The sequence below is a fragment of the Allorhizobium sp. Av2 genome (assembly GCF_021462805.2).
Classification (GTDB): Bacteria; Pseudomonadota; Alphaproteobacteria; order Rhizobiales; family Rhizobiaceae; genus Allorhizobium; species Allorhizobium vitis_G.
The window spans coordinates 2,618,728-2,644,625 of the sequence record NZ_CP192696.1 but is presented as its reverse complement, the minus strand read 5'-3'; the positions used below and the strand labels follow the sequence as shown (position 1 = coordinate 2,644,625).

The following is a 25,898-nucleotide window of genomic DNA, read 5'->3' as shown; positions in this document are numbered from 1 at the left end:
GGAACTTCATCACCATAATCTGCTCTTCCTCTTAATGATAACCGAAATATTGTATTATTTCAAAGCTTTGCATAATTTTTTGCTGCTCAGAATTTCTATTATTTGTTGCATCTAATTCAAAATGAATTATCTTGGTAGAAAATGCGTGGGAGGCATTATGAAGCAAAGTCTGCGGTTATTGACGCTTGATCAGATCAGGGCATTTGTCTCGGTTTGCGAGCACGGCAGTTTCACCAATGCGGCGAAAGACCAGTCACGGACGCAGACCGCCGTTACCCGTCAAATTCGCGCTGCGGAAGATATTCTGGGTGAAAAGCTCTTTCATCGATGCCGTGGGCATTTCGAAGGACCGACGGAAGCGGGTGAAAAGCTGCTTCCTTTTGCCATTAAAATTCTGGCAGTTCTTGAGGATGCCTGGATGTGTCTGGAGCGTCCGGGTCTGAAAGGAACGATCAGAGTCGGTGTCATGGATGACATTGACATGAACTGGCTGCTGGAATTGATTGGCCGCTTCAAGGCGCTACATCCTGAATGCGACGTGACGGTGATTTCCGATTTTTCGACAAGGCTTGAGAAGCGGCTCGATCAACGCGAACTCGATGTTGCCATTGTCAAGACATTGATCAGGACGCAGCAGGGGGAGGTGAGCAACGCTCACAAGACGTTACGTCGTGAGCCATTGCTGTGGGCGGCGGGAGCTGGCTTTGGCTTGCGTCAGCGTGAGCCCTTGCCTCTCGTGCTGTTTCATGAGGGATGCGTCTATCGTCACCATGTCATTCAACGGCTGGAATCGGCAGGTGTCCCTTTCAGGATTGCCTATGAGGGGCAAAGCTACAGCCATTTGCGTGCTGCCGCTGCCGCAGGTCTTGGCGTAACAGCGCTTGCTGAAAGTCAAGTTGCCATGGGTGGCCTGCAAAGCCTGGTCGAGGTTGCGGGTACGCGTCTCGATCCGCTTTCTGATGTCGAAATTGCTATGAAGGCACTTCATACCCGCAAAAATCTGGCGCTATCGGGCTTCATGCGAGAAGTGATGCGATCATCCAAGCAGGATCGGCAGGCCTTTTGCACATCCGACAATCAAGTCATGACCAGATTGCAAGAGCTGGAACTGGCTTGAGGCGATAGCCTCGGCCTAACCGTCCCAGGACGTCCTCCGGCGTCACGAACCGCGTGCTGCGCCGACGGTAATTTTTCGATGGGCGGCGCAGGTGCTCCATAATTTCTTGAATCGGGACCGATTGAATGAGAAAATTATGTGGCAGATTAAGCTCCTACAGCATCGTGCGTTTGATAAAACCCACGATGCTGTAGGCAAAGGTTAGCCTTCCGGTGGGTTTTCGATCATGCCCAGCGCATGAAGATAGGTATCGAGGATCAGGTCTTCCTCCATCCGCTCCTGCTCATCCTTCTTGCGCAACGCGATGACCTTTTTCAGGATCTTGGTATCGAAGCCCATGCCCTTGGCTTCGCCATAGACGTCCTTGATATCGTCGGCGATGGTCTTCTTTTCTTCTTCAAGGCGTTCGATGCGCTCGACAAAAGCGCGAAGTTGGTCACGGGCGACGCCATGAGCATCAGACATGGGGATCTCCTTGCTGGGGATGGTCATTTGAGTGGGGGTGACGTGCCGTGAACTCCGCGCCACGTCAAGTTCTTTTGCATGACGTAAAGCCCGGCCCTTGGCGGATGGGTCAGCGGAATATCGGGTAAAACCTTGTCCAGATTGGATAATACCTTCATAGCCCCATGAAGTCTCAGGGAGGGGGCGTCAAAATTATCCGTGCCCGGTGCCATTCCCGAAGCTAGTCCTGTGGGCGAGAGGCTTCGAAATCAGCCTTCTGGGCCTCGCTCGCCTGTTTTTGATGCCGCAATTTCCATTGCTCATAGGGCATTGCATAGACATGATGGCGCGCCTCGTCGCGGGTCATCTCGACCCCCTTGGAGTCGGCTGCGTCCTGATACCAATTGGCCAGGCAATTGCGGCAGAACCCGGCCAGATTCATCAGGTCGATATTCTGCACATCGCTGCGTTCACGCAAATGCGCCAGAAGACGGCGAAAGGCCGCTGCTTCCAGTTCGGTTTGCTGTTCCTTGGTCAGTTCGCTCATCTTTTGTCCGATCATTTATCCAGGGCCGGGTAGGGCCCGGTGCGGGATGGAAATTGCCGCCATTCGTGCAGGGCAGGATCGCCGTTCAATGCGGCAAAAATCGGCTCCAGCCGGTCTGCCCAGGCGGTGATGCCCGCTTCGTCGCCGATCAGGTCCTGGCGCACTTCCAGCAGCGCATGGGGCATGCCCGACACCATGCAATGACGGTAGAGTGTATCGCCCTTCAAGGCGCCGTCATAGGGTTCATTGTCGCCGACGAGGATGTCGCCCGGCTGGCTGAGCGCGTCGATTAGTGGCCGCACGGCGCGCTCATCGCTATCCCAAAGCACGGCGGCATGCCAGGGGCGGGCCACGCCCTTCCAGGCGGGCGTATAGGAATGCAGCGAGAGCACCAGCGGTGCCTTGCCACTCGCCGAGGCAACATCGGCCAGCAACTGTTCAACAGCGCGGTGGTACGGCCGATGGAAATTTTCCACCCGATACTGCCACTCCTCCGCGCTGATTGGGTGATTGCCGGGAATGATCGCGCCATCGGAAATCTTCATGACCAGGGTCGGGTCGTCCTCGCCCCGGTTTGGGTCGATCAGCAGCCGGGAAAAACAGGACATCGCCGCCGGCACGCCGAGCCGGGCCGCCAATTGCCGGGTCAGGCCTTCCACGCCAATGTCATAGGCGATATGGCGCAGATAAGCGCTATCTGGCAGGCCAAGCGTGCCATAGCCGGCAGGCAGCCGGTTCATGGCGTGGTCAGCAAGCAGCACGAGGCCCAGGCTGTTGTCGCCGGCTATCGTCTCATAGGGTTTGAAGTCATTCATGGCTGACACATTTATGTGATGGGATTGTCTATTATGGGGGATGCGTGTGAAGCATCCTTCACCGATTATTCTAGGAGATTTCCTCTTATTCTAAGGATCCTTTGGGTCGAATTTGGACCGGCTGCCGCGCAGAAACAGGATTATCACCAGTTTTTCAAGGCTTCAGCCGTGTGGGCATTATCAAATGCACAAAAGAGGCCGTCGCACTTCAAATTTGCTGCATAATTCCTTAAATCGAGTTGGATTTAAGGAATTATGCAGCAGGCGGATTTAAAAGGATGCTTCGATGTCGCTTAACGCCTTATGATCATTCGTGTGATATCTGCTATTGCGGTTCAAGCCTGTGAGGCAAGAAGGATGTGGTTCGCTTCAAGGCGTGCTAGCGTCACCATACAGTCAAACTCATCCCTCATCATCCACGTGGGGATTACAATCGATTAGAGTTGCGTTGACTTTCTTGGTCCATAGTCGCAAGAAGGCAACACAGAAAAATGGAGTTCCGTCGGAAGCCGTGCCTCATTCCAACACACTCTCTTCCGTTACAGGTTCCGGGCGTCTTGCACGTCTCGGCCTGTTTTTGACCATTGTATTTTCACCGATTGCTTATGCCGCACCCGCGCAGGCGGATTTTCGCGTTTGCAATGGTTCGGCCAATCTCGTCGGCGTGGCCATTGGCTACCGGGCGGCGGAAGGCTGGATCAGCGAGGGCTGGTGGCAAGTGCCCGCTTCGACCTGCGCAACGCTGATCGAAGGCGAGCTGAAGTCGCGCTACTATTATCTCTACGCAGAAGATGCCGCCCGCGGTGGCCGCTGGACTGGCAATGTCAACATGTGCGTGGCGGAAAACGAGTTCAAGATCGTTGGCGTCGGGGATTGTTTCAAGCGCGGTTACCAGCAAATGGGTTTCAAGGAATATGACACGGGCCGCCAGGGGAGCTGGATGGTTCAGTTGTCCGACACGCCCGGCACGCAGGAAGGCCAGAAGCAATGAAGCGTAACCGCAAAGTCAAAATTCTCGCAACGCTTGGACCGGCTTCACAAGATGAAGCCATGATCCGCAAGCTGCATGAGGCTGGCGCCGATCTTTTCCGTATCAACATGAGCCATGCCAGCCACGATGTGATGCGCACGCTGATCCAGCGCATCCGCAGTGTCGAAGCTGCTTGCGGGCGCCCGATCGGCATTCTCGCCGATTTGCAAGGCCCCAAGCTGCGGGTCGGCAAATTTGCCAATACCTCGGTGGAATTGAAGCCTGGCCAGACATTCACCCTCGACAGCAACGAGGCTCCTGGCGATGAAAACCGGGTCTATCTGCCGCATCCGGAAATCCTGGAGGCCGTCAAGGTTGGCCATCGCCTGCTGATCGATGATGGCAAGCTGCATCTGCGTGCCGAAAAATGCGACGGCAAGACCATTGTCTGTAGCGTGGTGTCCGGCACCAAGATTTCCGACCGCAAGGGCGTCAGCCTGCCCGATACGATCCTTGCCACCGGCGTGCTGACCGACAAGGACCGCGCCGATCTGGATGCTGTTTTGGCCACCAATGACGTCGACTGGGTCGCGCTATCCTTCATCCAGCGTCCCGAGGATTTGGCCGAGGTTCGCAAGATCGCCCGCGGACGGGTCGGGTTGATGTCGAAAATCGAAAAGCCGCAAGCGCTGGAACGGATCGACGAGATCATCGAACTGTCCGACGCTTTGATGGTAGCCCGCGGCGATCTGGGCGTGGAAATGCCGCTGGAGGCCGTTCCCGGCATTCAGAAGCAGTTGATTCGTGCCTGCCGCCGTGAAGGCAAGCCGGTGGTCGTGGCCACACAGATGCTGGAGTCGATGATTTCAGCGCCAGTTCCGACCCGTGCCGAAGTCTCCGACGTGGCGACAGCCGTGTTCGAAGGTGCCGATGCCATCATGTTGTCGGCTGAATCTGCTTCCGGCCAGTATCCGGTCGAAGCGGTCTCGACCATGGCGTCGATTGCCCGCACCATCGAGCGTGAACCGCACTATCCCGGCATTATCTATGCCCAGCGCCCGCAGCCGGAAGCAACCGGCGCCGACGCGATTTCGCTGGCAGCCCGCCAGATTGCCGAGACCCTGAAGCTGACGGCCATCGTCTGTTACACGTCGTCAGGCAATACCGGGCTTCGTGCTTCGCGTGAGCGTCCTGAAGTGCCGATCCTGGCGCTATCGCCGGTGGTTCAGACGGCCCGCCGTCTGTCGCTGGTCTGGGGCCTGCATTGCGTCGTTTCCGAAGAACCGACCGATCTGGATGACATGGTCAACAGGGCCTGCCGCATTGTGGTTTCGGAAGAGTTTGGCAAGCCGGGCGACCGGGTGATCATTTCCGCTGGTGTGCCGTTGGGAACGCCAGGCGCCACCAATATGCTGCGCATCGCCTATATCGGTCCGGATGGCCTGTCCGGCGTCTGACATTGCTAAGCCCGCAAGGCGAAGATGCGGATGCATCCTCGCCTTGAAGGCCCTATGTCGTAGCGGTATTTGAAAAGAGAATGTGAAGGGTCACTTTCAGCGACCATTCTGACCGTCCATGTATCCGAAAAATTCTAGCGCCGCTTGTCAGGGATGACGGGCGGCGTTTTTCGTGACATGCGCTGCCCGGGTCTGATTTAGCGGACTGAGACCTGCGGTTCGGTCTGGGTAAAATCCGATGGGAACAGCCGCAGATGGCGTGTCCTGAGTTTTCTAAAATCCAGGGCGGATGCCGTCATGGTTTGAGTCTACGGTACCATTCCATTGTGAAATTTCATTCGATTTGCGGAATTATACAGGATTGCCTAATATTAGGAACTTGGAAATATCGCCCCGTAATATCGATAGCGCAAAATAATAAAGCCGCCTTGGGAGGGGCGACTTTATTACTTATAAATTATTTAATGACTCAGAAATATAAATAGACTATAAATTCGTCTTTGATAATATTGTCGTTTTAAATTGGTTTGTTACTATGCCTATAGTTTTGCGCCAATTTGATTGTGATGTCAAGAACACAATCCTCTTGGTTGTAGATAGCCAATGTCGGTGGTTATCGAGCTCTTAAGTAGCTGTCAATTTTATCAGTTTGTTGACATTTCAAGAGCGTCACCAATTTTCCGGGCCAAAGACCCAAGATCACGGTCGTGGCCGGCTATTTTTTCAATGGCTGCAACCGCCAGATCTGTGACGCAATAATCCGGCTTGTGGCCTAAATGTCGTACCCAGACCAACTCGGCACCTGCAATGTCGCGGGCAAGACCGATTGAGTGAATATCGGCCAGAACGATGCCGTCACTGTCACCGGTGACGATCACGGTGGGCGTCCGTATTTCCGGGTAGCGGGGCGCCATGCGGGTGACGTAGGCGTGCAAGCCGCAAACGTCGATTGCGTTGTAGCGGAAGGTGCTGGGCCGCAGAACGAGGGCAGGCGTGGTGCGGGCCATATAGTCGTCAGGACGTCGATTGGGAGCAAACACGGCCTTGGTGGCCGCATCCATCTTGGCAAGCCCTGCCAGTGGCGCAAGGGTGCGGGCAAAGAGGGGGCCGATGATTGGTGTTGCCGTCAGATGATAATGCCAATCGACCCCACCGGGCCATGGATGGGTGGCAGGGGCCAGAAAAAGCAAACCCGCCGCCTTTTCTGGATGGAGAACAGCAAAACTTGCCGCAATAGCACCGCCAAAGGAATGGCCCACGATAATGGCCCGCGACAGGCCAATGGCATCCATGGCTTCGGCAATGGCGTTGGCCTGGCCATCGGGCGTGTCGTTTTCCGGTCCGCCACGCGGTGAATAGCCATGGCCCGGCCGATCCACGAAGATCAGATCCGCGCGTCCCTCAAGCGCCGGACGAAAGGCCTCGGCCTGATCGCGCAGATTGCCACTGGCGCCATGAATGAACAGCAGCGGCGGCAGATCGGCGCTTTCAGATGCCGGAATATGCAGGAGGTTGAGATGGGTGTCTCTTATCGGGACGGGCGTGCCGATATTCGGATTGTCATCCGTGATCTGTCTTATTTTGACTGTGGAAAACACCCAGGCTACAATCAGAGGTGTAGTGATGATGGCAAGGATCAGAATTGCAGGCATGGCATACGGGTTCCTGCTGCGTCATTGCGTAAAGCGGATTAGCGATCCGATAAAATGACGCAGAAAATTTAATCAGCGACGGCCTCTCTCATCCGCATAACAAGGCACCGGGCGCGGGGAACGTAAAAGGTAAGATAGTCTTCAGATTTCCCGAAGCCACCGGTCAATTGCCGCAAAATTGGGATTAAGCATCCGCAATGGGTCATGATTACGTCCGGGCGCCTGCCAGTTTCTCGGAAAGCTCGGTCACGGTCTTCTGGGCGGCGCGGTCGGCGGGGTAGATGGCGAGGTAGCGTTGCCAGGCTTCCAGCGCCTTTTGATCGCTACCGGTCTCGGCCAGAATATTGGCGAGCATTTCCAGCGCGCCGAAATGGCGCGGTTCGATGGCCAAGACGTGATTAAGGTCGGAAATCGCCTTGCGGTAATTGCCCTGGCTATAATGCAGGCTGGCACGGTGACCCCAGCCATTGGCATAATCGGGCTCCAACACGATCGCCTGATCGAGGAAGTCCAGCGCTGCGGCGTTCTTCTTGTCCTTGATCGCCTTGTCGGCCCATTGCATCAGCAGATTGACGGTTGGGCTACCGGAATTCGACCAATCCGCCATCACGGCAGCGGCAATCGCCTTGGCTGCTTCCGGCTGGCGTTCGCGTTTCAGCTGGATCAGCAATTCGTCCGCCGGTTTGCCAGACAGCGCGGCTGTGTCGCTGCGGTCTTCCAGGCGTTCGACCCCGCCCTGCTGCGGAGACGGGCCTTGCTGCTGAGAAGAAGGCGGCTGGTCATCCTTGTCCGCTCTTGGCTCACCCGTCTGAGGATGGTTCGGCGCAGGTTGAAGGTCCGGCGTGAAGGGCAGGGCAGGCGGCATAGGCTGGCTGGGTGCAGCACCTGGCCCGTTCTGCGCAAAAGTCCTGTCCTGTGCAAAAGCCAAGGCAGCAGGCCCGGCGAGGGCGCTGGCAGACAGAATACAGGCTGTGAGAATCAGGTGAGTGAACAAACGAACAGAGCGCATGCAGGTAATCTACCGTGCATGCGCTCTGTTTCAAACCGAATTCTGCGATTGACCGAAGTCCACACATCACAGCGAGGTGATGCTGCTCTCCCGCAGGAGAGATTTCGATCAGCCCTGACGCGCCTTGAAACGCGGGTTCTGCTTGTTGATGATGTAAACGCGGCCTTTGCGGCGAACCAGACGGTTGTCGCGGTGACGTGCCTTAAGCGCTTTCAGCGAATTCTTGATCTTCATTTTTAGATCCGCATGGTTGCCAGGGAACCGTCTGGTTCCGCCGGGATGTATATCGACGAAAAACGCACCGCTGGGCGCGCTGTTTCAGGGTTGGTGGCACATACCCCGGCTTAACCCGGCATGTCAACCGGAAAACCGGGCATTTTGCCCGTTGATGGCAGGTTATTCCCGGTTCATGACCTCGGTGACATGTCCCATTTTGCGGCCGGGCCGTGCTTCGGCCTTGCCATAGAGATGGACGAGCACAGCCGGCTTCGCCAGCCAATCTGGAACAGCCTCAATGTCGGCGCCGATCAGATTGGTCATGACGCAATCGCCGTGGCGGGCCGGATCGCCCAGCGGCAAGCCGGCGACGGCGCGGATATGCTGTTCGAATTGCGAGATCACACAGGCGGCCTCCGTCCAATGACCGGAATTGTGGACCCGCGGGGCCATTTCATTGGCGATCAGGCTGCCATCGGCCATCAGGAACAGCTCGAGACCCACCACGCCGACATAGTCGAGGCCGTTCAGCAGCTTTTCCGCAGCGCTTTTGGCCGCAGCTGTTGTCTGCGGCGAAATCGACGCAGGCACGGTGGAGGTGTGCAGAATGCCGTCGCGGTGAATATTTTCGGCCGGATCGTAGCAGGCGATTTCGCCTGATGTCGAACGGGCGGCGATGATCGAGATTTCCCGCGCAAACGGCACGAAGCCTTCGAGAATCAGCGGCACGGCGCCAAGCGCCTGATAGCCGCCGCTGGCCTCGTCCCCCTTGCGATAGACCCGCTGGCCCTTGCCGTCATAGCCGAAGCGCCGGGTTTTCAGCACGCCTTCGCCACCGAATTCGGCCAATGCCTGCTCCAGGTCCGCCTGGCTGTCGACGGTGCGGAACGGGGCAGTGGGAATGCCATTGTCGTTGAGGAAGCGTTTTTCACTCACCCTATCCTGGGAGACGGCGAGTGCCTTGGCTGGGGGATAGACCGGCACGCTGCGCGCCAGGGCTTCGGCGGCGGCGACCGGCACGTTTTCAAATTCATAGGTGACCACGTCGCAACTGGCGGCCAGTTCGGCAAGGGCTGCCTCGTCAGCGTAATCGGCGATGATCTGCCGGTTGGCAACCTGGGCGGCCGGACAGTCGGCCTGCGGTTCCAGCACGATGGTCTTCAGCCCCAGCCTTGCTGCGGCCATGGCAAGCATGCGGCCAAGCTGGCCGCCGCCGATAATTCCAATGGTCTTCACGCGTGTGATCCGTACAGTTTATAAGCCTCAGGGAGCTTCGTCGGTGGGATAGTCGGCAACGGCGGCAGTCTGGTTGTCGGTCCAGTCGTCCAGCCGGTCGGCGAGATCGGCATCCTGCAACGCCAGCACCCGTGCCGCCAGCAGGGCGGCATTGACGGCGCCAGCCCGGCCGATGGCGAGCGTACCGACCGGAATGCCGGCTGGCATCTGCACGATGGAATAGAGACTGTCGAGGCCGGACATGGTTTTCGATTGGACTGGCACGCCGAAAACCGGAAGCGCCGTCATCGAGGCGACCATGCCGGGCAGGTGGGCGGCGCCGCCAGCTCCGGCGATAATCACCTGAAAGCCTTCGTCGCGGGCACCCTTGGAAAAGGCGACCATGCGGTCGGGGGTGCGATGGGCCGAGACGATGCGCGCCTCGTAGCTGACGCCAAGTGCGTCCAGGGTATCGGCAGCGTTCTTCATGGTTTCCCAGTCGGACTGGCTTCCCATGATGATGGCGACGGGCGGTCTTTCATCCTGCATCGGCGGCACCCTTTTCTCAGGCAATGATATCGGGAATGAGCTGATCTTCCAGTTTGGTCAGCCTGTCCTTGATGGCAAGCTTTTTCTTCTTCATCCGCTGGATCCGCAAGGCATCGCAGCCGACCTGAACCATGGCGTTGATCGCAGCATCATAATCCTCGTGTTCCTGACGAAGGCGTGCGAGTCGAAGCCTTGTATCCGCGTCGTCCTGATCCGGCATCTTTTGTCCCCATCTTGTCGCTAGCTGCATCTATTTCTGATGCATGGTGGAATGGCGCAAGCTCCTATCACCAAACGTCGGTAACGGGAAGTTAGCCGTTTCGCATAATTTTGCCCGCCATGCGCCTCGGCAGCGCTTCAGCAAATTCTCCTGCGTTTTGAGAAGCCTAGGTCCGATGTATGGATGCGGGCAACGGTGACGGCCTGTGCCAACATGAAATTGCCCTCATAAATTCAGGTTTTCGCCTTAGACATCGGCAAGGGATCGTGTCACACTGCTGTCGTAAACCAAGAAGCTCCAGCGATGGATGCTGGAGGTTGAAAAGGAAGGATAGAATCAAATGACCATTCAGGCTCATATTGAATCGCTTGCCAAGAAGCATGGAGTTTTGGAGGAGAAACTACATGCCGCCCTTTCCTCTCCCTCGACCGACGACAAGGAAATTCTGGAACTCAAGCGCCTCAAATTGCGCCTCAAGGATGAAATGGAGCGCCTGAAGTCAACACGACATTAAAGGCTGGATGATGCCCCCTTAAATCGGGCCCGATTTAAGGATTTCATAAAGCCAACAGGCCCTTTGCATCGTTAGGCGGCGGATTATTTGTTTCATTTGCGTTGTGCGTTTACAAAACGCACGGCCATTTAGCGTTACCGCCGCTGTCTTGATACTCTTTCCATGATCCAGGAGCGCCAAAACATTGTTGCTCTTGACCGAATCCAGGCTCCGAAGCGCCGAATGCCTTCGGGGCCTTTTTCTTGAGCTGTTTTCGCAAGTCGAATCATGCGGTGCTATAAAAGATTGGGAACGCCAGAGGCGCTGTGGCGAACGAAATATTCGCGCCGGTCATGACGATATTGGCACGGATTTATTGTCACGCCGGTCCCTGTGCGAACCGATCCCACCGTCAGTTCCAGAACTGGTCCAGCCACAGATTCAGCCGGTTGAAGCCGGAATTGTTGACCGAATAGATCCGCTTGGTGCCCTGGGTGGCGACTGTCACCAGATTGCAATCCAGCAGCGCCTTCAAATGTTGTGAGACGGCCGGCCGGCTGATCGGCAGGCCCTTGGCCAGATCGTTCACCGTGCGGGGTGCGCGGCGCAACTCTTCCAGCAAATGGCGTCGGTTGGGATCGGCAATAGCCGAGAATGGATCGATTGTCGTCATATGCGCAAGCTATGATACATCCTGCCATCCGGCAAGCGCAATTGTGCGATGCGAAAATGCAATTTTATCGGGATTTTGATTGTCGTCAATTTTGCAATCCCCTTCTGTCGCAAATGTCTAATCCCAAGTCTCGAGATGCTTGCAAAAGCAATAGGATGTCCCATCTTCAAAGGCTCACCCTATTACAGGAAAAACAAACCGTCCCAAAACAGTTTCAATCCGGCGATCAGCGTCATGGCATAGATCAGCGGATAGAAGGTCTGCGCCTTCATGCGCCGCACCACCATGGCTCCGGCCATGGTGGACAGCAGCGCCACCGGCAGCAGGCTGAGAGACAGGGTGAAATTGCTGAGATCCAGCTGGCCGAGCGCCATATAAGGAATGACCTTGATGGCATTGAGACAGGCAAAAAACCGCACGCTGGTGCCTGTATAGGTTTTTGGATCGAGCTTTAACGGCAGGGCATAGATTTCAAACGGCGGGCCGCCGGCATGCGCGACAAAGCTGCCATAACCGGCCAGCGTGCCCCAACCCGTGGCAGCCACGGCGCGCTGCGGTTTTGCCGGTCTTGCATCATGGCCTTCGCCGCGCAATCGTCGCTGGAAATAGCGCCCGGCAAACACCACCGTAATGGCACCGAGCACGAGCCGCATGGCATCGGCCGGGATGAGGGCGGATGTCGCCCAACCAAAGGCGATCCCAGCGATGGCGCCGGGCAGAAGCAGGAAAAACGTGCGCCAGTCGCCATGGTGGCGCCAGGCGTGCAGCGCGACCAGATCCATGACCAGCAGGATCGGCAGGAAAATCGCCGCAGCCGTCATCGGCGGTACGACGAGCGCCAGGATCGGCACGCCAAGCAGACTGAAAGCGCCGCCCAGGCCGCCCTTGGACAGGCCGACCAGCACGACGGCGGGAATGGCGGCAAGCAGGAATGAGAGATCTGGCAGCATGAATGTTTGAATTTCCGCGATGGTGTCTTGGGGTGCTGGTATCTTTAGGGATGGGTATCTTCCCCAGAAGGCGGCGGCTGTCTCTGACAGTTGGTGTTGATCCTTTCGTCAGTCCGGTCTATCGACTTCCTGCAAACATGGCGAGATCCTTTCGCCGCAGAGAGAGTGCCAACAAAAACGAGAGCAACAGAGGCTTCGGCATCATTCTTTAAATCACAATCCGTTTAAAGAGAAAATCATGCCGCAGGCATGACGTGCTACAGCACCTTATATGCCCTATATAAAGGGTGCAGGGCGCTTTGGCCCGGATCGCCTCCCTTGCTCTTGCCATGAAGAAGACGGAAATCGCCATGTCCAAGTCGTCAAAGTCGCCCAAGTTCCAAAGCCGCTGCCGGCTCGTTCTTATCACGCCGCAGATTGCCGATGTGCAGATGCTTGCCACGACTGTCGGCAATGCCTTGAAGGGTGGCGATGTCGCCTCGGTGATCATCCCGCAATATGATTTCGATGACGACACGTTCCAGGCCCAGGCCGAAGCGGTCGTGCCATTGGTGCAGGCGGCGGGTGCCGCTGCCATCATCGCCGACAATAGCCGGGTTGCCGGTCGCGCCAAGGCCGATGGCCTGCATATCAGCGGCGATGTCGAGGCGCTGGCCGAGGCGGTGGAAAAATTCACCCCGAAGATGATTGTCGGCTCCGGTGCGGCCCGCGACCGGCACCATGCGTTGGAGGCTGGCGATGCCAACCCCGACTACATGTTCTTTGGCAAGCTGGACGGCGATATCAAGCCGGAAGCGCATTCGAAAAACCTGGCCTTGGGCGAATGGTGGTCGTCGATGGTGGAAATCCCCTGCATCGTCATGGGCGGCGCAGATCCGCAATCGGCCCTTGCCGTCGCTGAAACCGGTGCCGAATTTGCGGCCCTCTCCAGGGCGGTATTTGACGATCCAGAGGCAGCCGACACCGTGGTTGCTCAGGTAAATGCTTTGCTTGACGAAAAAGCGCCACGGTTTGAGGATTGAACGCCTCAATGATCCTTGCCTTGCCCCGTCTTGCCCTAACCCGTTTGGCCAAATTCCGGTTGCTGTCTGGACGATCCGTCTGTGCCAGCCTGGTTTTGGCGCTGGCATGTCCGACGGTCATGGACATCGGTGCTTATGCGCAGGTTGCGCCTGCTGCATCCTCGCCCCCGGCGGCTGAGCCTGACGTGAAGACGGGTGAAGGCAAATCAGGTGAGGCGGGCAATCAGACCGCCCCTGAGACACCATCGGAAAAGACTGGGGAGCAAAAGCGAGGCCCAAAGCCGGGGAGCGAAATCGAGGTGCCGGTCGTTCGTGACGATAAAACGGCTCCCGAAAAGACCTCTGGCTCTGACGAGACAAATGGTTTTGTCAGGCCGAGCGGGCTCTCCGGTCCGGTATCCGGTGAGGACGCTGGCAAGGTACAGCGGCCGGGTATCAAGGATGCGGGACCGGCTGGCGGCATTACGCTGATGGAGCGCATGGGCATTCCGCTACCGGATCTTCCGCCGGAAAAGCCCTATACCGGCAAGGTCGATCTTGCCTATGGCGCGTTCCAGCGCGGGCTGTTTGCCACTGCTTTCGACTATGCCCTGCCGCTTGCCGAGAAGGGCGACCCTGCCGCGCAGACATTGATCGCCGAGTTGATGACCCGTGGTTTGGCGGTCAAGCGCGACATGAAAGGAGCGGCCTTCTGGTACGCCAAGGCCGCTGCGGGTGGCGATCCAGCGGCAATGTTCAAATATGCGCTGATGTTGATCGAAGGGCGCTATGTGACGGCTGACCGAAAGCTGGCCGATGACTATATGCGTCGGGCAGCGGAAGCGGGCAATGCCTCGGCCCAGTTCAATTGGGCGCAATTGCTGGTTTCTGAAAATCCCGGCAAGAAGGGATTGCTGCTGGCACTGCCTTTCTACGAGCAATCGGCGGAACAGGGCATCGCGGATGCGCAATATGCCGTCGCCCAGATCTACCGCAACCTGCCGGACGTGCCGGCGGAAAAGCGACAACTGGCGCGCGAATGGCTGGTGCGGGCGGCGCGTGCCGGTTTCGATACCGCCGAGCTTGATATCGGCATCTGGTTGATCAACGGCATTGCCGGGCCGCAGGATCTGGAACAGGGCTTCAAATGGTTGCGGATTGCCGCCAATCGCGGCAATGTCGCTGCCCAGAACCGGCTGGCGCATGTGTATGTGGCGGCGCTCGGCACCCGTCCCGATCCGGTCGAGGCGGCGAAATGGTATGTGCTGTCGCGTCGGGCGGGTCTTGCTGATCCGGCGCTTGAGGATTTCTATCTCGGCCTGCCGGACAGCCAGCAGAAACAGGCAATCGAAGCGGCCAACAAATACCGGACCGGCCAGCACAGATTGGGCCGCCCGGTATCGAAGGCGCAAGGCTCCACGCCCGGCAAAAATGGGGCGAGGGACGAGGTCAGCGACATCATCAGCAAGGCTGCAAAGCCGGTTGCGTCACCGCCCATCGATCCGACCGGGCTTCCGGGTGTCTCCGTGCCGCCAATCGGGGGGCAGATGCAAAATGGCGTCCCCAAAAATGATGCAGACAAGGATGAAAATCCGGGCGACGGCACTGATGTGCCGGATCAGTCGCCAGCCGCCCCCTGAATCGCGCAGGGACTTGAATTGCGCCAGATTTTGTGGTCTTGAACCGCTCAATCTTTGCACGCCGCTAAAAGGGCCGCGCCCGACCTCCATCCGGGTGATGGCGTATGACGGCCTGCTGCATCATTCAGTCTAAGGAAACCGCTATGGCTCGCTCAGCCCTTCTCAATGTCATGGTCCAGGCCGCCGTCAAGGCCGGGAAATCCCTGTCGCGCGATTTTGGCGAAGTGCAGAACTTGCAGGTTTCGGTGAAAGGCCCCGGCGATTTCGTGTCCCAGGCCGATATGAAGGCTGAAAAACTGGTGCGCGAAGACCTGCTGAAAGCTCGCCCCACCTATGGTTTCCTCGGGGAGGAGGGCGAAGAGATCAAGGGGACCGATGGTGCGCATCGCTGGATCGTCGATCCTCTGGATGGCACCACCAACTTTCTGCACGGCATTCCGCAATTTGCCGTCTCCATCGCCCTGGAGCGCAATGGCGAAATCGTCGCAGGCGTGATCTTCAACCCTGCTACCGACGAACTTTACACCACCGAAAAGGGTGGCGGTGCCTTTCTTAACGATCGCCGCATTCGCGTTGGCGCCCGCAAGGCGCTGTCGGATTGCGTGATTGGTTGCGGCATGCCGCATCTGGGTAAGGGCAATCACGGCAAGGCGCTGTTGGAACTGCGCCATGTGATGGGCGAAGTGGCTGGCGTCCGCCGCATGGGGGCAGCGGCCCTGGACCTCGCCTATGTCGCCTGCGGCCGGTTCGACGGTTTCTGGGAAACCGGCTTGCATGCCTGGGATATCGCCGCTGGCCTGTTGCTGATCCGCGAAGCGGGCGGCTTCGTCAGCGATATGTCGGGCGGAACCGATAGTCTTGAGCGTGGTGACATTGTCGCGGGCAATGAATATATCCAGAAGGCGCTGCTGGAAGTGGTCAAGCGGCCCTTGCCGAAGGCTTGATCGGCTCAAGCGCCAGCATGGCTTTTTCGGCGCTTTCGCAAAAGCGCCGGTTTTCGCTTCAATTCGACATGAATTTGAACTAGCCTCCGTCCACTTCATGCTGCCTGGGTCGAGCCTTTCACAGGCTTGACCCGTGGTTTGCGAAAGGGATCGACCGCTTGCCTGTAATGGAGACGTGCTGCCAATGACGGATGTGGATGTGGACGCCCCGGACGCTGAACCGGCCCGTTACGGCTCGAAACTGTCAAGCCCGGCACCCATTATTCTGACGATGCTGATCTTTCTGATCCTCATCGGGTTCATTGCGGCCATTCTGTTTCGGCAGGCCGAACAGGCATTTTACACCAATCCGGGGCTGAATGGCCTCATTCTCGGGGTGTTGGCCGTCGGCATCATCCTGATTTTCGCCCATGTGGTCGGGCTGATTTCGGAAGTGCGCTGGTTCAATCATTTTCAGCGGTCCGGCACTGCCGATAAGTCCGGACGCGAGCCAAAATTGCTGGCGCCGATGCGCTCCCTGCTGGGTAATCGTCGCTCAACCGGCCTGTCAACGACGCTGCTGCGTTCCATCCTTGATTCCATCGCCACAAGGCTGGACGAAGCGCGCGATACCTCCCGCTATCTGATCGGCCTTCTGGTGTTTCTCGGCCTGCTCGGCACCTTCTGGGGCCTGATCGGCACGATCAGCTCGATCAGCAATGTCATCCAGACATTGGATGCCGGTTCCGGTGGGCAGGGCAGCGATGTGCTGCAAACCCTGAAAAATGGGCTTTCCGCGCCGCTTGCTGGCATGGGCACGGCGTTTTCCTCGTCGCTGCTGGGCCTGTCCGGCTCGCTGATCCTCGGCTTTCTCGATTTGCAGGCTGGCCGCGCCCAGAACCGGTTCTATACGGAACTGGAAAACTGGCTGTCTTCCGTCACCGATACCGGTTCCGATCAACCCGTACCGGCGGGCGTTTCCGGTCACGACATTGAGCGGTTGCTGGAGCAGATGAAAAAGATTGCCCAGCAGCCTGCCTCCGGCTCCGACCGTTCGGCAGCAGCACTGAGCGGTTTGTCGGACGGTATCCAGGGCCTGGTCAAGAACATGCGCAATGAGCAACAAATGCTGCGTGACTGGATCGAAGCCCAGCAGGAAGACACCCGCGCCATGCGCAAGGCGCTGGACCGGCTGAACGACAAGCTCGGGAGCAAGTAAGCCATGGCCCTGGGGCGCAATCGCAGGCGGGATCGCGGCGCCGACTATTGGCCGGGCTTTGTCGATGCTTTATCGACGCTGCTGATCGCCATCATGTTCCTGCTCACCGTTTTCGTGGTGGCGCAATTCGTGCTCAGCCGGGAAATTTCCGGCAAGGACGAGGTGTTGAACCGGCTGAACAACCAGATTGCCGAACTGACGCAAATGCTGGCGTTGGAAAAAGGCGGCAAGCAGGACCTGGAAGACGCGCTGGCCAATCTGCAATCCTCGCTGGATACGTCCGAGAAGGAACGCAGCCGTTTGCAATCGCTGCTCGACACAGGCGCCGGAAATTCTGCCCAGGCCCAGGCGAAGATTGGCGAGTTGAGCGGCAAGCTCGATGAGCAGCAGCAGGTCAGTGCCCGCGCCATGAGCCAGATCGACCTGTTGAACCAGCAAATCGCCGCACTTCGCGCCCAAATTGCTGCGGTCGAACAGGCCTTGCAGGCCTCTGAGGCCAAGGACCAGAATTCACAGGCGAAAATCGCCGATCTCGGACGGCGGCTGAATGTGGCGCTGGCCCAGAAGGTCCAGGAACTCAATCGCTATCGCTCCGACTTTTTCGGACGCCTGCGTGAAATCCTGTCGGATCGGCAGAATATCCGCATTGTCGGCGACCGTTTCGTGTTCCAGTCAGAAGTGCTGTTTCCCTCCGGCGGGGCGGATATGAACCCGCAAGGCCAGGAGGAAATGGTCAAGCTCGCCAATGCGTTGATTGATCTCGCCAAGGAAATTCCCCCCGATATCAACTGGGTGTTGCGCGTCGATGGCCATACGGACAATGTCCAGCTGTCAGGCAATGGCCGCTACCCGGACAATTGGGCGCTGTCGGCTGCCCGCGCTGTCTCGGTGGTCAAGTTCCTGATTTCCAAGGGCGTCCCCTCCGATCGTCTGGCTGCTGCCGGTTTCGGTGAATTCCAACCGATTGCGCCCGGCGATACGCCTGAAGCCCGCGCCCAGAACCGACGGATTGAGTTGAAGCTGACGGAGCGGTGAGACGGGCGTATTGATGGGTGTGGCTCTTATAGGACGCAAAGGCTTTTATATGCCGCTTAACCCCCCTCTGCCTTGCCAGGCATCTCCCCCTCATGGGGGGAGATCGGCAGGAAGCACTTGCCGCACATCTTTTTAGCGACCGAATATGCTGGAAATAAAACGGTTTCTGTAGGGTAAGTGGTTTTCATATATCAATCTCCCCCCTTGAGGTGGGGTGAGACGGGAAAATTGTACGAAGAGCACAACCTCCCTCACGCTTGCTCTATTTTGACGTTCGCGTAAAAGTAAGTAAATTTTTCTGCCGAGGAGAGAATGGCAGCGAAATATGCTTGGGAGGGCGTGATGAACGAGTTCGATGTGATCGTGGTTGGCGCAGGGCTGGCGGGATTGGTTGCGGCAACCGAGGCGGCGGGGCGGGGCTTGACGGTCTGTGTCGTTGATCAGGAGGGCGAGCAGAACCTAGGCGGGCAGGCTTTCTGGTCGCTGGGCGGCTTGTTCTTCATCGACAGTCCTGAGCAACGCTTGATGCGGGTGCGTGACAGCCTGGCGCTGGCTGAGCAGGACTGGTTCGGCTCGGCGGGCTTTGACCGGCCGGAGGATCATTGGCCGCGGCGTTGGGCGCAGGCCTATTTGCACTTTGCGGCAGGCGAGAAACGGGCATGGCTGCATCAACTTGGCATGCGCTGGTTTCCGGTGGTCGGTTGGGCGGAGCGTGGCGGGCAGCTAGCCGATGGCCATGGAAATTCGGTTCCGCGCTTTCATGTGACCTGGGGGACAGGGCCAGGCGTGCTGGAACCGTTTCTCAACCTGGCAAAGACGCTGGCCGAGGCCGGGCGCATCACCTTCCGCTTTCGCCATCAGGTCGATGCGCTGGAGCGCCGGGATGGGCGGGTGACGGGCGTGTCAGGCACAGTGCTGGCCAATGATGCCGTTTTGCGGGGCGAAAAGAGCAACCGTGAGCCGCTTGGCGATTTCACCTATTCCGCCCAGGCCGTCATCGTTGCCTCCGGCGGCATTGGTGGCAACCATCAACTTGTGCGGCAGAACTGGCCGGTCGATCGGCTAGGGCAGCCGCCTGCCACCATGGTTTGTGGCGTACCTGCCCATGTCGATGGGCGGATGATCGCCATTACCGAACAGGCGGGCGGCAGTGTCATCAACCGCGACCGCATGTGGCATTATACCGAGGGTGTGAAGAATCACGACCCGATCTGGCCAGATCATGGCATTCGTATCCTGCCCGGCCCATCCTCCTTCTGGTGCGATGCGGATGGCCATCGGCTGCCATCGCCCGCCATGCCGGGTTTCGATACGCTCGGCACGCTGAAAATCCTGCGCGAGCGGGGCAGCGATTACAGCTGGTTCATCCTGACCGAGGCGATCATCAAGAAGGAATTCGCGCTGTCGGGTTCGGAGCAAAACCCGGATCTGACCGGTCGCAATATCCGCCTTCTGCTGAAACGGCTTGGCAAACGCCCGACTGGTCCGGTCCTGGCCTTCATGGAGCGGGGTGAGGATTTTGCCGTCAGCACCGATCTGGAGGAGCTGGTGGCAAAGATGAACGCGATCAGCGGTGAAAGCCGGTTGGACCCTGCCCATCTCCGCCGTCAGATTGAGGCGCGGGACCGGGAGATCAGCAACACTTTCAGCAAGGATGCGCAAATCACCGCCATCAGAGGCGCACGTCACTATCTCGGCGATAAACTGATGCGCACTGCGTCACCGCATTGGCTGCTCGATCCCGCCAAGGGGCCGTTGATCGCTGTGCGCCTGCATATCCTGACCCGCAAGACGCTGGGCGGCTTGCAGACAGACCTTGAGGGTCGGGTGCTGGAAATGTCCGGTGAGCCGGTGCCGGGCCTTTATGCGGCAGGCGAGGTCTCAGGCTTCGGCGGTGGCGGAATGCATGGCTATAATGCGCTGGAAGGCACGTTTCTCGGCGGCTGCCTGTTTTCCGGTCGGGTGGCGGGCCGCAATGTTCTCGCGGCCCGCCCGTCCTGATGGGTTACTTCGCTTCTGCCAGGAAATCCTGCGCTCCGCTCTGGAATTGCAGCCGGGCCAGCCGGGCATAGATGCCGCCCTGCTGGATCAGGCTTTGGTGGGTGCCCTGTTCCACCACCTTGCCATCATCGATGACAAGAATCCGGTCGGCTTTCAGCACGGTGGCGAGCCTGTGGGCAATGACGATGGTGGTGCGCGATTTCATCAGCTCATCCAGGGCTTTCTGCACCAGCGTTTCGCTTTCTGCATCCAGCGCCGAGGTGGCCTCGTCCAGCAGCAGGACCGGCGCATCCTTCAGGATGGCGCGGGCAATGGCGATGCGTTGACGCTGGCCGCCTGAAAGCGTGATACCGCGTTCACCAACCTGTGTGTCATAGCCACGCTCCAGCCGGTCGATGAATTCCGTAGCCTGGGCGGCGCGGGCCGCATTGATAACGGCCTCGCGGCTGGCATCGGGGCAGCTGAAGGCAATATTATCATGGATCGTGCCGGAAAAGATCGTCACGTCCTGGGGTACGATGGCAATGCTGCCGCGCAATGCTTCTGTTGACACCTCGCGCAGATCACTGCCATCCAGACAGATGCGCCCGCTTGTCGGATCGTAGAAGCGCAGGATCAGCGAGAAGATCGTGCTTTTGCCTGCGCCGGACGGGCCGACGATCGCCACGGTTTCCCCGGCATCGACGGCAAAGCTCAGGCCTTTAACGGCGGAGCGTCCCGGGCGGCTGGGATAGGAAAACTCGACATTCTCAAACCACACTTCGCCGCGCGCAGGGGTGGGCAAGGGTTTTGGATGGTCTGGCGATTGCACGGCAGAGACCTCGGCCAGCAGCTCCGTCAGCCGTTCGGCGGCCCCGCCGGCCTGCATCAATTCGCCCCAGACCTCGGACAATTGGCCAAGCGATGAGGCGGCAATGACGGAATAGAGCAGGAATTGGCCCAGGGTTCCCGCCGACATCGTCCCGCCCAACACGCTTTGGGCGCCATACCAGAGCACGCCGACAATGCTGCCGAACACCAGCGTGATGGCAACCCCGGTCAGGATCGCCCGCGAGCGTGTGGCGATGCGGGCGGCCTGGAAAGCCTGTTCGACGGCAGCGCCGTAACGGGCGCTGGCAGCGGCCTCGCCGTTGAAGGCCTGGACCGTGCGGGCAGCCCCGATGCTTTCGCCAGCAAAGGCAGCGGCTTCCGCCAGCCTGTCCTGGGCAAGGCGGGAGCGGCGGCGCACCGAGCGGCCAAAGGCAATGAGCGGAAAGACGATGACGGGAATGGCGGCCAGCACCATGATCGACAGTTTCGGACTGGTATAGATCATCATGCCCATGGCGCCGAAACACATGATGATATTGCGCAATGCCACCGAGGCGCTGGCGCCGACGGCCGATTTGATCTGGGTGGCATCGGCTGTCAGCCGCGAGACGATTTCGCCGGATTGGTTGACGTCGAAAAACGCAGGCGACAGGCGGCTGACATGATCGAACACTTCGCGGCGGATATCCGAGACGATCCGCTCGCCAATGGTGATGACATAATAATAGCGCAGCGCGCTGGAAGCGGCCATGATCAGCGCCAGAACGATCAGCATGGCAAAATACTTGTTGATGAAACCGGCATCGGCAGAGGCCATGCCGTGGTCGATCATCCGGCGCACGGCCAGCGGCAGCGCCAGCGTGGTGACGGCGGCGAGAGCCAGAAACACCAGGGCGGCCAATGCCATGCCGCGATACCGCATCAGGTAAGGGTTGAGCCTGGCGAGAGGCTTCAGACTACGGCTCGATTTTGCCTGGCGTTCTTGGTTTTCCGACACTGATCCCTACTCCGCCCCTGCCATCCCAGCTTATGCGCTGGGGGCCTTGTTATCCTTGCGACCTTCATGTATAGGCAGCCCATCAAATTGGGAAGCCCGCGACATTACCAGTCTCCGGCTTCATGTATTGAATTGGGTCGGCTGACGCAATTGCGGCAAATAGACCCCCCGGCACATCAGGAAGACCGTCATGAAGGCTAACATTCATCCCGAATACCACAAGATCAAGGTCGTCATGACCGATGGTACCGAGTACGAAACATTTTCGACCTGGGGCACCGAAGGTCAGGTCATGAACCTCGACATCGACTCCAAGTCTCACCCGGCCTGGACCGGCGGCAACCAGCAGCTCATGGACCGCGGCGGCCGTCTCTCCAAGTTCAACAAGCGTTTCGGCGGCCTCGGCCTCTAAGTCATCGTTTGCATGTCTTCCAAAAAAGCCCGGTCCTAAACCGGGCTTTTTTGTTTTGTACGGCGCGTTAATGCCTTTTCTGATTATGCATCCGCAATCCTGCATACCAACACGAAAAACCCGGCTCTGCAGGGCAGGGCCGGGTTTTAAAAATCCGAGATTACCACGCAGAACTCATCCGTCTGCATGGTGTCTAAGCAAAGATGCTCAGTTGGCGTTGAAGGCCGTGCGCAGCAGGTTCAACTGGGCCTGGACGCTGTTCTCATTGTCCGGCACAATGGATGTGTCATTCGGGCGATAGATTTCGCGGTCCAGCAGGGCAATCCGGTTCTGCAGGCGCAGCGAGCGTTCGATCAGGTCGCGGAAGGATTCCGGCAGATCATTCCAGCCTGGCGCGTTGCGGTCGACATTGAAGCCATCCAGACGGACTTTGCTCTTTTCGGAAATCACCTGATCGCGCGACATTTCGCCATTATTGACGGCGCGCTGCAACAGGAGCCAGGAAGCCATCTGCATCAGGCGCGTGGTCAGGCGCATGGATTCAGCTGCATAGAGCACGGAGGCCATGCGGGGCAGAACCTTTGCAGCCGAACGGCCGGGGCCGTCAAGATATGCGGCGGTTTCTTCGACCAGCCCCATGCCTTCTGCATAGGTCGCCTTGAACTGCGACGACGAAGCCGCGCGCCCGGCAAAGCTGACCGTATTCAATCCAAGTTCCGACATCGACATTTTCCCTGTCTTACGCATCACTTATTGACGTAGCGCGGCGGTTAACGAAGTCCAGCGCCAATTCCATGGGCGAACGATGCTACCAATACCCCAAATGCGCAAGTCGTTTCTTAAGAAAGGGTTAATTCCCACAGTTTTAGGTAAAGTCGAAAGGCATAAAAAAAGAGCCGCAAAAGCGGCTCTCAAGGTAAAACAGGGAGAAAAATCAGACCAAATCGCCGATTGGTGAAACCGTCTGAATCCAGAAGAACCGGACAGGTTATACATTCGCATAAAATGCTTAATATTAGGTTAATACTGCATCGCGATAGATCAAAACGGCGATGCTTGCCGCCGCATGAGAGGGTTTCCGGCCCGATCTTTACCATAATCAGCAGCTGTAATATTTTGAACCATAGCCTGCTACTTTAAAGGGCGAAACAGCGATTCAGCTGCCGCTTTTCCAGCCATCTTGCTGGATTTTTCCGTTTCGAGACGGACGATTTCCTGTTTTAGCAAAGTGATTCGCATCTCCAGTTCGCTTGCCGACAGGAGAGAAAGGTCGCAGCCGATCTCGTGTTCCGGCGGTTTGCGCGGGCGGTCCGGGTCTTCCATCATGGCTCATGCCTCCTTGTTTGCTGGCTCTTCACCACTGATGTCCATGCGTTCAGCTCTTGGGTCAAGTGTTGCCGATTGCGGGGTGGCCATCATGGTCGAGACCGGGCCATGGCCTGTGGAAAAATTCTCTTTTTCCTCGGATGTGAGTGTGGGGCGCAACCGGCTGCGGAAAATTGCATAGGCAACCAGCAGAGCATGGGCGGTGGCGGTGACCCCAAACAATGCATAGGGACCGAACAGCGTCATGACAGGACCGCCGATGGTCGGGCCGATAATCGTACCGATGCCAAACAGCAGCAGCAGGCCGCCGGACACTTTGACGAAATCGCCACTGTCGGCAAAGTCATTGGCATGGGCGACAGCAATTGGATAGAGCGAATTTGCCGCCGCCCCATAGAGCGCCACCAGCGGGATCAGGATAACGGCGGCCTGTGGCCGTACCACCAGAAGCAGCAGGGCGGCCATCAGGGCGACCGCAGCAATGCCAGCCAGAACATAGCGCCGATCCGTATGGTCGGACAGGCGGCCAGCCGGAAACTGGGCCGCCGCACCGGCAAAGATCGTAATGCTCAACATGCTGGCAATCATCACATCCGGCAGGCCGACGCGGGCGCCGAACACCGCCACCAGGGTGCCGTAAGCGCCGTTGGCAATGCCGATCAGCAGAATACCGACAAAGGACACCGGCGAATTTCGATAGAGTTTCGGCAGATCCAGCTTGACGGATTTCAACGGCTGCGGCGAGGCGGCGTTGGACATGGTGGTGGGCAGCATGGCCAGGCAATAGAGAATGCCGCAGATCATGAACAGCGTCGGTGTGTGAATATTGCCGAAAGCCACCATCATCTGGCCGCCGACCACCCCGAACAGGGTGACGGAAATGTAGAAGGAAAAGATCGAGCCACGGCTCTCGTTGCTGGCCCTCTCGTTCAGCCAGCTTTCGATGATCATCGAGGTGCCGGCGGTGCAAAAGCCGGTCAGCGTTCGCAGGGCGACCCATGAATATTGCTCGACGACCAGGCCGGTGATCAGCGAAATGATGGCGATAACGGCGATGAAGCAGGAAAAGGCCCGGACATGGCCGACCCGCATCACCAGCTTGGGTGCAATGAAACAGCCAAGCACAAAGCCCGCCGCCCAGGACGTGCCGAGCAGGCCGAGCACTTCATTGGAATAGCCTTCAAAGGAGCCGCGCACAGGCAGAAGCAGCCCGTGCAGGCCATTGCCAAGGAACAGAAAAAGCGTGCCAAGCAAGAGGGAGAGAACAGGAAGCAGGTTTCGGGTCATGCAAAATCACTTCGGAACGGGTCGAGGCGAAGGCCAAGCGTGGCAGGTCGCGGAATGCGTGGGGCCATTATTCCCCGGAATGGGGTCGATTTATGAATTATGGCAAACTGTCGTTACTGTGACGTTACAGCAGGTGATTTTCCAGCTATTTATGGGGTATGGCGCAAACCGCCAGATGATGGCCAAGCAAAGCCTGCTTCCCTTTGCCCGCTGATATCAGTATGACCGAGGACAAGCGCTTCATTCCTGCTAAAATGCGTTGGCTTCGTAGAGGTAGCGACCAAAGACATGAACAAGGCAATATCGGCCTTTCTGATCCTGGCCATGGCCGTGCAACTGATCCGGCCGCTCGGCTTGCCATTCCTTCGAAAGCGTAGCGACTTCTGGAAGCTTGCCGTGCTGGCCTTTATCATCTGGACTGTCACGCTGCTGGTGCGGCCTTAAGCTGTAGCGCGAGCTTTAGGATTGCTTTTCATGCTTGAGGTCTGTGGTTTATCGTAAAACCGCTGCAATTTTTTGCGCTGCCGACAGCGCCGTGTACCCACTATGGTGGATGACTGCATTCAGAATTTCTTGGGGCAGATGAAGGCGAGATATTGAGCCATAAGTCCAGTGTTTTCAATTGCGGGCATATAGGCCGTCACCTCGCATGATGCGCGACTTCCCTCGGCAGCATCGCATTGGGCAATCCCACCATTGCTGCTGCGTGGAAGCGCCTGATCCAATCGCTCCAGATCTGCCTTGGCAAGATGAGCTCTAAATTGGTCCAGCAGTTCGAGTTGATCTGCTGGCGCGGTATCGGTCGCCTTGGCTTGCGCGCAGGTGGTTGGTGGGGCAGGGAAGTCCGGCGTTTGTGCCGCAGCCAATATTATTGCCATCACAAAAAGCATCGCCTCTCCTCCAAAGCAGGACCGCCCATA

The 25,898-nt window shown here is 58.0% G+C and carries 28 protein-coding genes and 1 pseudogene; 13 read left to right on the top strand and 16 right to left on the bottom strand.

Features of this window, described 5'->3' with window-relative positions; all coding sequences use genetic code 11:
* Nucleotides 1-157 precede the first annotated feature (157 nt).
* A complete protein-coding gene (locus FS819_RS12645; RefSeq protein WP_197433981.1) occupies nt 158-1,117 on the top strand; it encodes a LysR substrate-binding domain-containing protein in 960 nt (319 codons plus the stop codon).
* A gap of 201 nt (nt 1,118-1,318) precedes the next feature.
* Here FS819_RS12645 and FS819_RS12640 read toward each other — a convergent pair whose 3' ends face one another.
* The 3 genes from FS819_RS12640 to FS819_RS12630 all read right to left on the bottom strand — a co-directional run bounded on the left by FS819_RS12640 (nt 1,319) and on the right by FS819_RS12630 (nt 2,923).
* Nucleotides 1,319-1,582, bottom strand: coding sequence for a DUF2312 domain-containing protein (locus FS819_RS12640; RefSeq protein WP_015917069.1), 264 nt, complete (start codon nt 1,580-1,582; stop codon nt 1,319-1,321).
* 220 nt (nt 1,583-1,802) lie between these two features.
* Nucleotides 1,803-2,108 (bottom strand): DUF1244 domain-containing protein, encoded by a 306-nt coding sequence (locus FS819_RS12635; protein ID WP_156550966.1) that lies wholly within the window; start codon nt 2,106-2,108, stop codon nt 1,803-1,805.
* Between the two features lie 11 nt (nt 2,109-2,119).
* Entirely contained in the window at nt 2,120-2,923 is an 804-nt protein-coding gene (locus FS819_RS12630; protein WP_156550965.1) for an N-formylglutamate amidohydrolase, read from the bottom strand.
* A 511-nt stretch (nt 2,924-3,434) separates the two neighbouring features.
* On the opposite strand from FS819_RS12630, the gene FS819_RS12625 reads away from it, so the two are divergent.
* Both FS819_RS12625 and pyk read left to right on the top strand, forming a co-directional pair.
* A complete protein-coding gene (locus FS819_RS12625; RefSeq protein ID WP_041697052.1) occupies nt 3,435-3,914 on the top strand; it encodes a DUF1036 domain-containing protein in 480 nt (159 codons plus the stop codon).
* Nucleotides 3,911-5,350, top strand: coding sequence for a pyruvate kinase (gene pyk, locus FS819_RS12620; RefSeq protein WP_156550964.1), 1,440 nt, complete (start codon nt 3,911-3,913; stop codon nt 5,348-5,350). The genes FS819_RS12625 and pyk overlap by 4 nt, the downstream gene beginning before the upstream one ends.
* A 644-nt stretch (nt 5,351-5,994) precedes the next feature.
* Here pyk and FS819_RS12615 read toward each other — a convergent pair.
* The 6 genes from FS819_RS12615 to FS819_RS12590 all read right to left on the bottom strand — a co-directional run bounded on the left by FS819_RS12615 (nt 5,995) and on the right by FS819_RS12590 (nt 10,211).
* Complete coding sequence (locus FS819_RS12615; RefSeq protein WP_156550963.1) at nt 5,995-7,002, bottom strand: alpha/beta fold hydrolase; 1,008 nt, start codon at nt 7,000-7,002, stop codon at nt 5,995-5,997.
* Nucleotides 7,003-7,210: 208 nt separating this feature from the next.
* On the bottom strand, nt 7,211-7,867 hold the full coding sequence (locus FS819_RS12610) for a tetratricopeptide repeat protein (RefSeq protein WP_156551015.1): 657 nt from the start codon (nt 7,865-7,867) through the stop codon (nt 7,211-7,213).
* A gap of 252 nt (nt 7,868-8,119) precedes the next feature.
* Complete coding sequence (gene ykgO / locus FS819_RS12605; protein ID WP_003497670.1) at nt 8,120-8,245, bottom strand: type B 50S ribosomal protein L36; 126 nt, start codon at nt 8,243-8,245, stop codon at nt 8,120-8,122.
* A gap of 162 nt (nt 8,246-8,407) precedes the next feature.
* Nucleotides 8,408-9,421, bottom strand: a complete 1,014-nt coding sequence (locus tag FS819_RS12600; protein WP_234624529.1) for a 5-(carboxyamino)imidazole ribonucleotide synthase — start codon at nt 9,419-9,421, stop codon at nt 8,408-8,410.
* 69 nt (nt 9,422-9,490) lie between these two features.
* Nucleotides 9,491-9,991 carry a 5-(carboxyamino)imidazole ribonucleotide mutase gene (gene purE, locus FS819_RS12595; protein ID WP_015917061.1) on the bottom strand — a complete coding sequence of 167 codons (501 nt, stop codon included), beginning with the start codon at nt 9,989-9,991 and terminating at the stop codon, nt 9,491-9,493.
* A 16-nt stretch (nt 9,992-10,007) separates the two neighbouring features.
* Nucleotides 10,008-10,211, bottom strand: coding sequence for a YdcH family protein (locus tag FS819_RS12590; protein WP_156535978.1), 204 nt, complete (start codon nt 10,209-10,211; stop codon nt 10,008-10,010).
* Between the two features lie 340 nt (nt 10,212-10,551).
* On the opposite strand from FS819_RS12590, the gene FS819_RS12585 reads away from it, so the two are divergent.
* Nucleotides 10,552-10,725, top strand: coding sequence for a YdcH family protein (locus tag FS819_RS12585; protein WP_015917059.1), 174 nt, complete (start codon nt 10,552-10,554; stop codon nt 10,723-10,725).
* A gap of 391 nt (nt 10,726-11,116) precedes the next feature.
* Here the strand turns inward: FS819_RS12585 and FS819_RS12580 are convergent, their stop codons facing one another.
* Together FS819_RS12580 and FS819_RS12575 are read right to left on the bottom strand one after the other, a co-directional pair.
* Entirely contained in the window at nt 11,117-11,377 is a 261-nt protein-coding gene (locus tag FS819_RS12580) for an ArsR/SmtB family transcription factor (RefSeq protein WP_060718245.1), read from the bottom strand.
* Between the two features lie 182 nt (nt 11,378-11,559).
* The gene (locus tag FS819_RS12575; protein WP_070166735.1) at nt 11,560-12,327 is read right to left on the bottom strand and encodes a sulfite exporter TauE/SafE family protein; all 768 of its coding nucleotides are present in this window, start codon (nt 12,325-12,327) and stop codon (nt 11,560-11,562) included.
* A 350-nt stretch (nt 12,328-12,677) separates the two neighbouring features.
* Here FS819_RS12575 and FS819_RS12570 point away from each other — a divergent pair, with 350 nt between their 5' ends.
* From FS819_RS12570 to FS819_RS12545, 6 genes and pseudogenes are all read left to right on the top strand, one after another.
* On the top strand, nt 12,678-13,349 hold the full coding sequence (locus FS819_RS12570) for a thiamine phosphate synthase (protein WP_156550962.1): 672 nt from the start codon (nt 12,678-12,680) through the stop codon (nt 13,347-13,349).
* Between the two features lie 299 nt (nt 13,350-13,648).
* A pseudogene (locus tag FS819_RS12565) lies at nt 13,649-14,698 on the top strand (tetratricopeptide repeat protein); the annotation flags it as partial.
* Between the two features lie 413 nt (nt 14,699-15,111).
* Nucleotides 15,112-15,912 carry an inositol monophosphatase family protein gene (locus FS819_RS12560; protein WP_156550961.1) on the top strand — a complete coding sequence of 267 codons (801 nt, stop codon included), beginning with the start codon at nt 15,112-15,114 and terminating at the stop codon, nt 15,910-15,912.
* Between the two features lie 184 nt (nt 15,913-16,096).
* Nucleotides 16,097-17,110, top strand: a complete 1,014-nt coding sequence (locus tag FS819_RS12555; protein ID WP_015917053.1) for a hypothetical protein — start codon at nt 16,097-16,099, stop codon at nt 17,108-17,110.
* A gap of 3 nt (nt 17,111-17,113) precedes the next feature.
* Entirely contained in the window at nt 17,114-18,145 is a 1,032-nt protein-coding gene (locus tag FS819_RS12550; RefSeq protein ID WP_156550960.1) for a peptidoglycan -binding protein, read from the top strand.
* Nucleotides 18,146-18,487: 342 nt separating this feature from the next.
* Nucleotides 18,488-20,146: an FAD-binding dehydrogenase gene (locus FS819_RS12545; protein WP_156550959.1), complete on the top strand. Its 1,659-nt coding sequence runs from the start codon at nt 18,488-18,490 to the stop codon at nt 20,144-20,146.
* 4 nt (nt 20,147-20,150) lie between these two features.
* Here FS819_RS12545 and FS819_RS12540 read toward each other — a convergent pair whose 3' ends face one another.
* Nucleotides 20,151-21,953 carry an ABC transporter transmembrane domain-containing protein gene (locus tag FS819_RS12540; RefSeq protein WP_234624505.1) on the bottom strand — a complete coding sequence of 601 codons (1,803 nt, stop codon included), beginning with the start codon at nt 21,951-21,953 and terminating at the stop codon, nt 20,151-20,153.
* A 190-nt stretch (nt 21,954-22,143) separates the two neighbouring features.
* Between FS819_RS12540 and rpmE the strand changes: the two genes are divergently transcribed.
* Complete coding sequence (gene rpmE, locus FS819_RS12535; RefSeq protein WP_015917049.1) at nt 22,144-22,365, top strand: 50S ribosomal protein L31; 222 nt, start codon at nt 22,144-22,146, stop codon at nt 22,363-22,365.
* Nucleotides 22,366-22,572: 207 nt separating this feature from the next.
* Here rpmE and rcdA read toward each other — a convergent pair whose 3' ends face one another.
* From rcdA to FS819_RS12520, 3 genes are all read right to left on the bottom strand, one after another.
* Complete coding sequence (gene rcdA, locus FS819_RS12530) at nt 22,573-23,088, bottom strand: protease adaptor protein RcdA (protein WP_015917048.1); 516 nt, start codon at nt 23,086-23,088, stop codon at nt 22,573-22,575.
* Between the two features lie 408 nt (nt 23,089-23,496).
* A complete protein-coding gene (locus FS819_RS12525; RefSeq protein ID WP_156550958.1) occupies nt 23,497-23,691 on the bottom strand; it encodes a DUF1192 domain-containing protein in 195 nt (64 codons plus the stop codon).
* Nucleotides 23,692-23,694: 3 nt separating this feature from the next.
* The gene (locus tag FS819_RS12520; protein ID WP_156550957.1) at nt 23,695-24,978 is read right to left on the bottom strand and encodes an MFS transporter; all 1,284 of its coding nucleotides are present in this window, start codon (nt 24,976-24,978) and stop codon (nt 23,695-23,697) included.
* On the opposite strand from FS819_RS12520, the gene FS819_RS12515 reads away from it, so the two are divergent.
* Together FS819_RS12515 and FS819_RS12510 are read left to right on the top strand one after the other, a co-directional pair.
* Nucleotides 24,977-25,192 (top strand): hypothetical protein, encoded by a 216-nt coding sequence (locus tag FS819_RS12515; RefSeq protein ID WP_156550956.1) that lies wholly within the window; start codon nt 24,977-24,979, stop codon nt 25,190-25,192. The genes FS819_RS12520 and FS819_RS12515 overlap by 2 nt on opposite strands.
* Nucleotides 25,193-25,266: 74 nt before the next feature.
* A complete protein-coding gene (locus FS819_RS12510; protein WP_015917045.1) occupies nt 25,267-25,422 on the top strand; it encodes a hypothetical protein in 156 nt (51 codons plus the stop codon).
* Nucleotides 25,423-25,541: 119 nt separating this feature from the next.
* Here FS819_RS12510 and FS819_RS12505 read toward each other — a convergent pair whose 3' ends face one another.
* On the bottom strand, nt 25,542-25,868 hold the full coding sequence (locus tag FS819_RS12505; protein ID WP_156550955.1) for a hypothetical protein: 327 nt from the start codon (nt 25,866-25,868) through the stop codon (nt 25,542-25,544).
* Nucleotides 25,869-25,898: the final 30 nt, after the last annotated feature.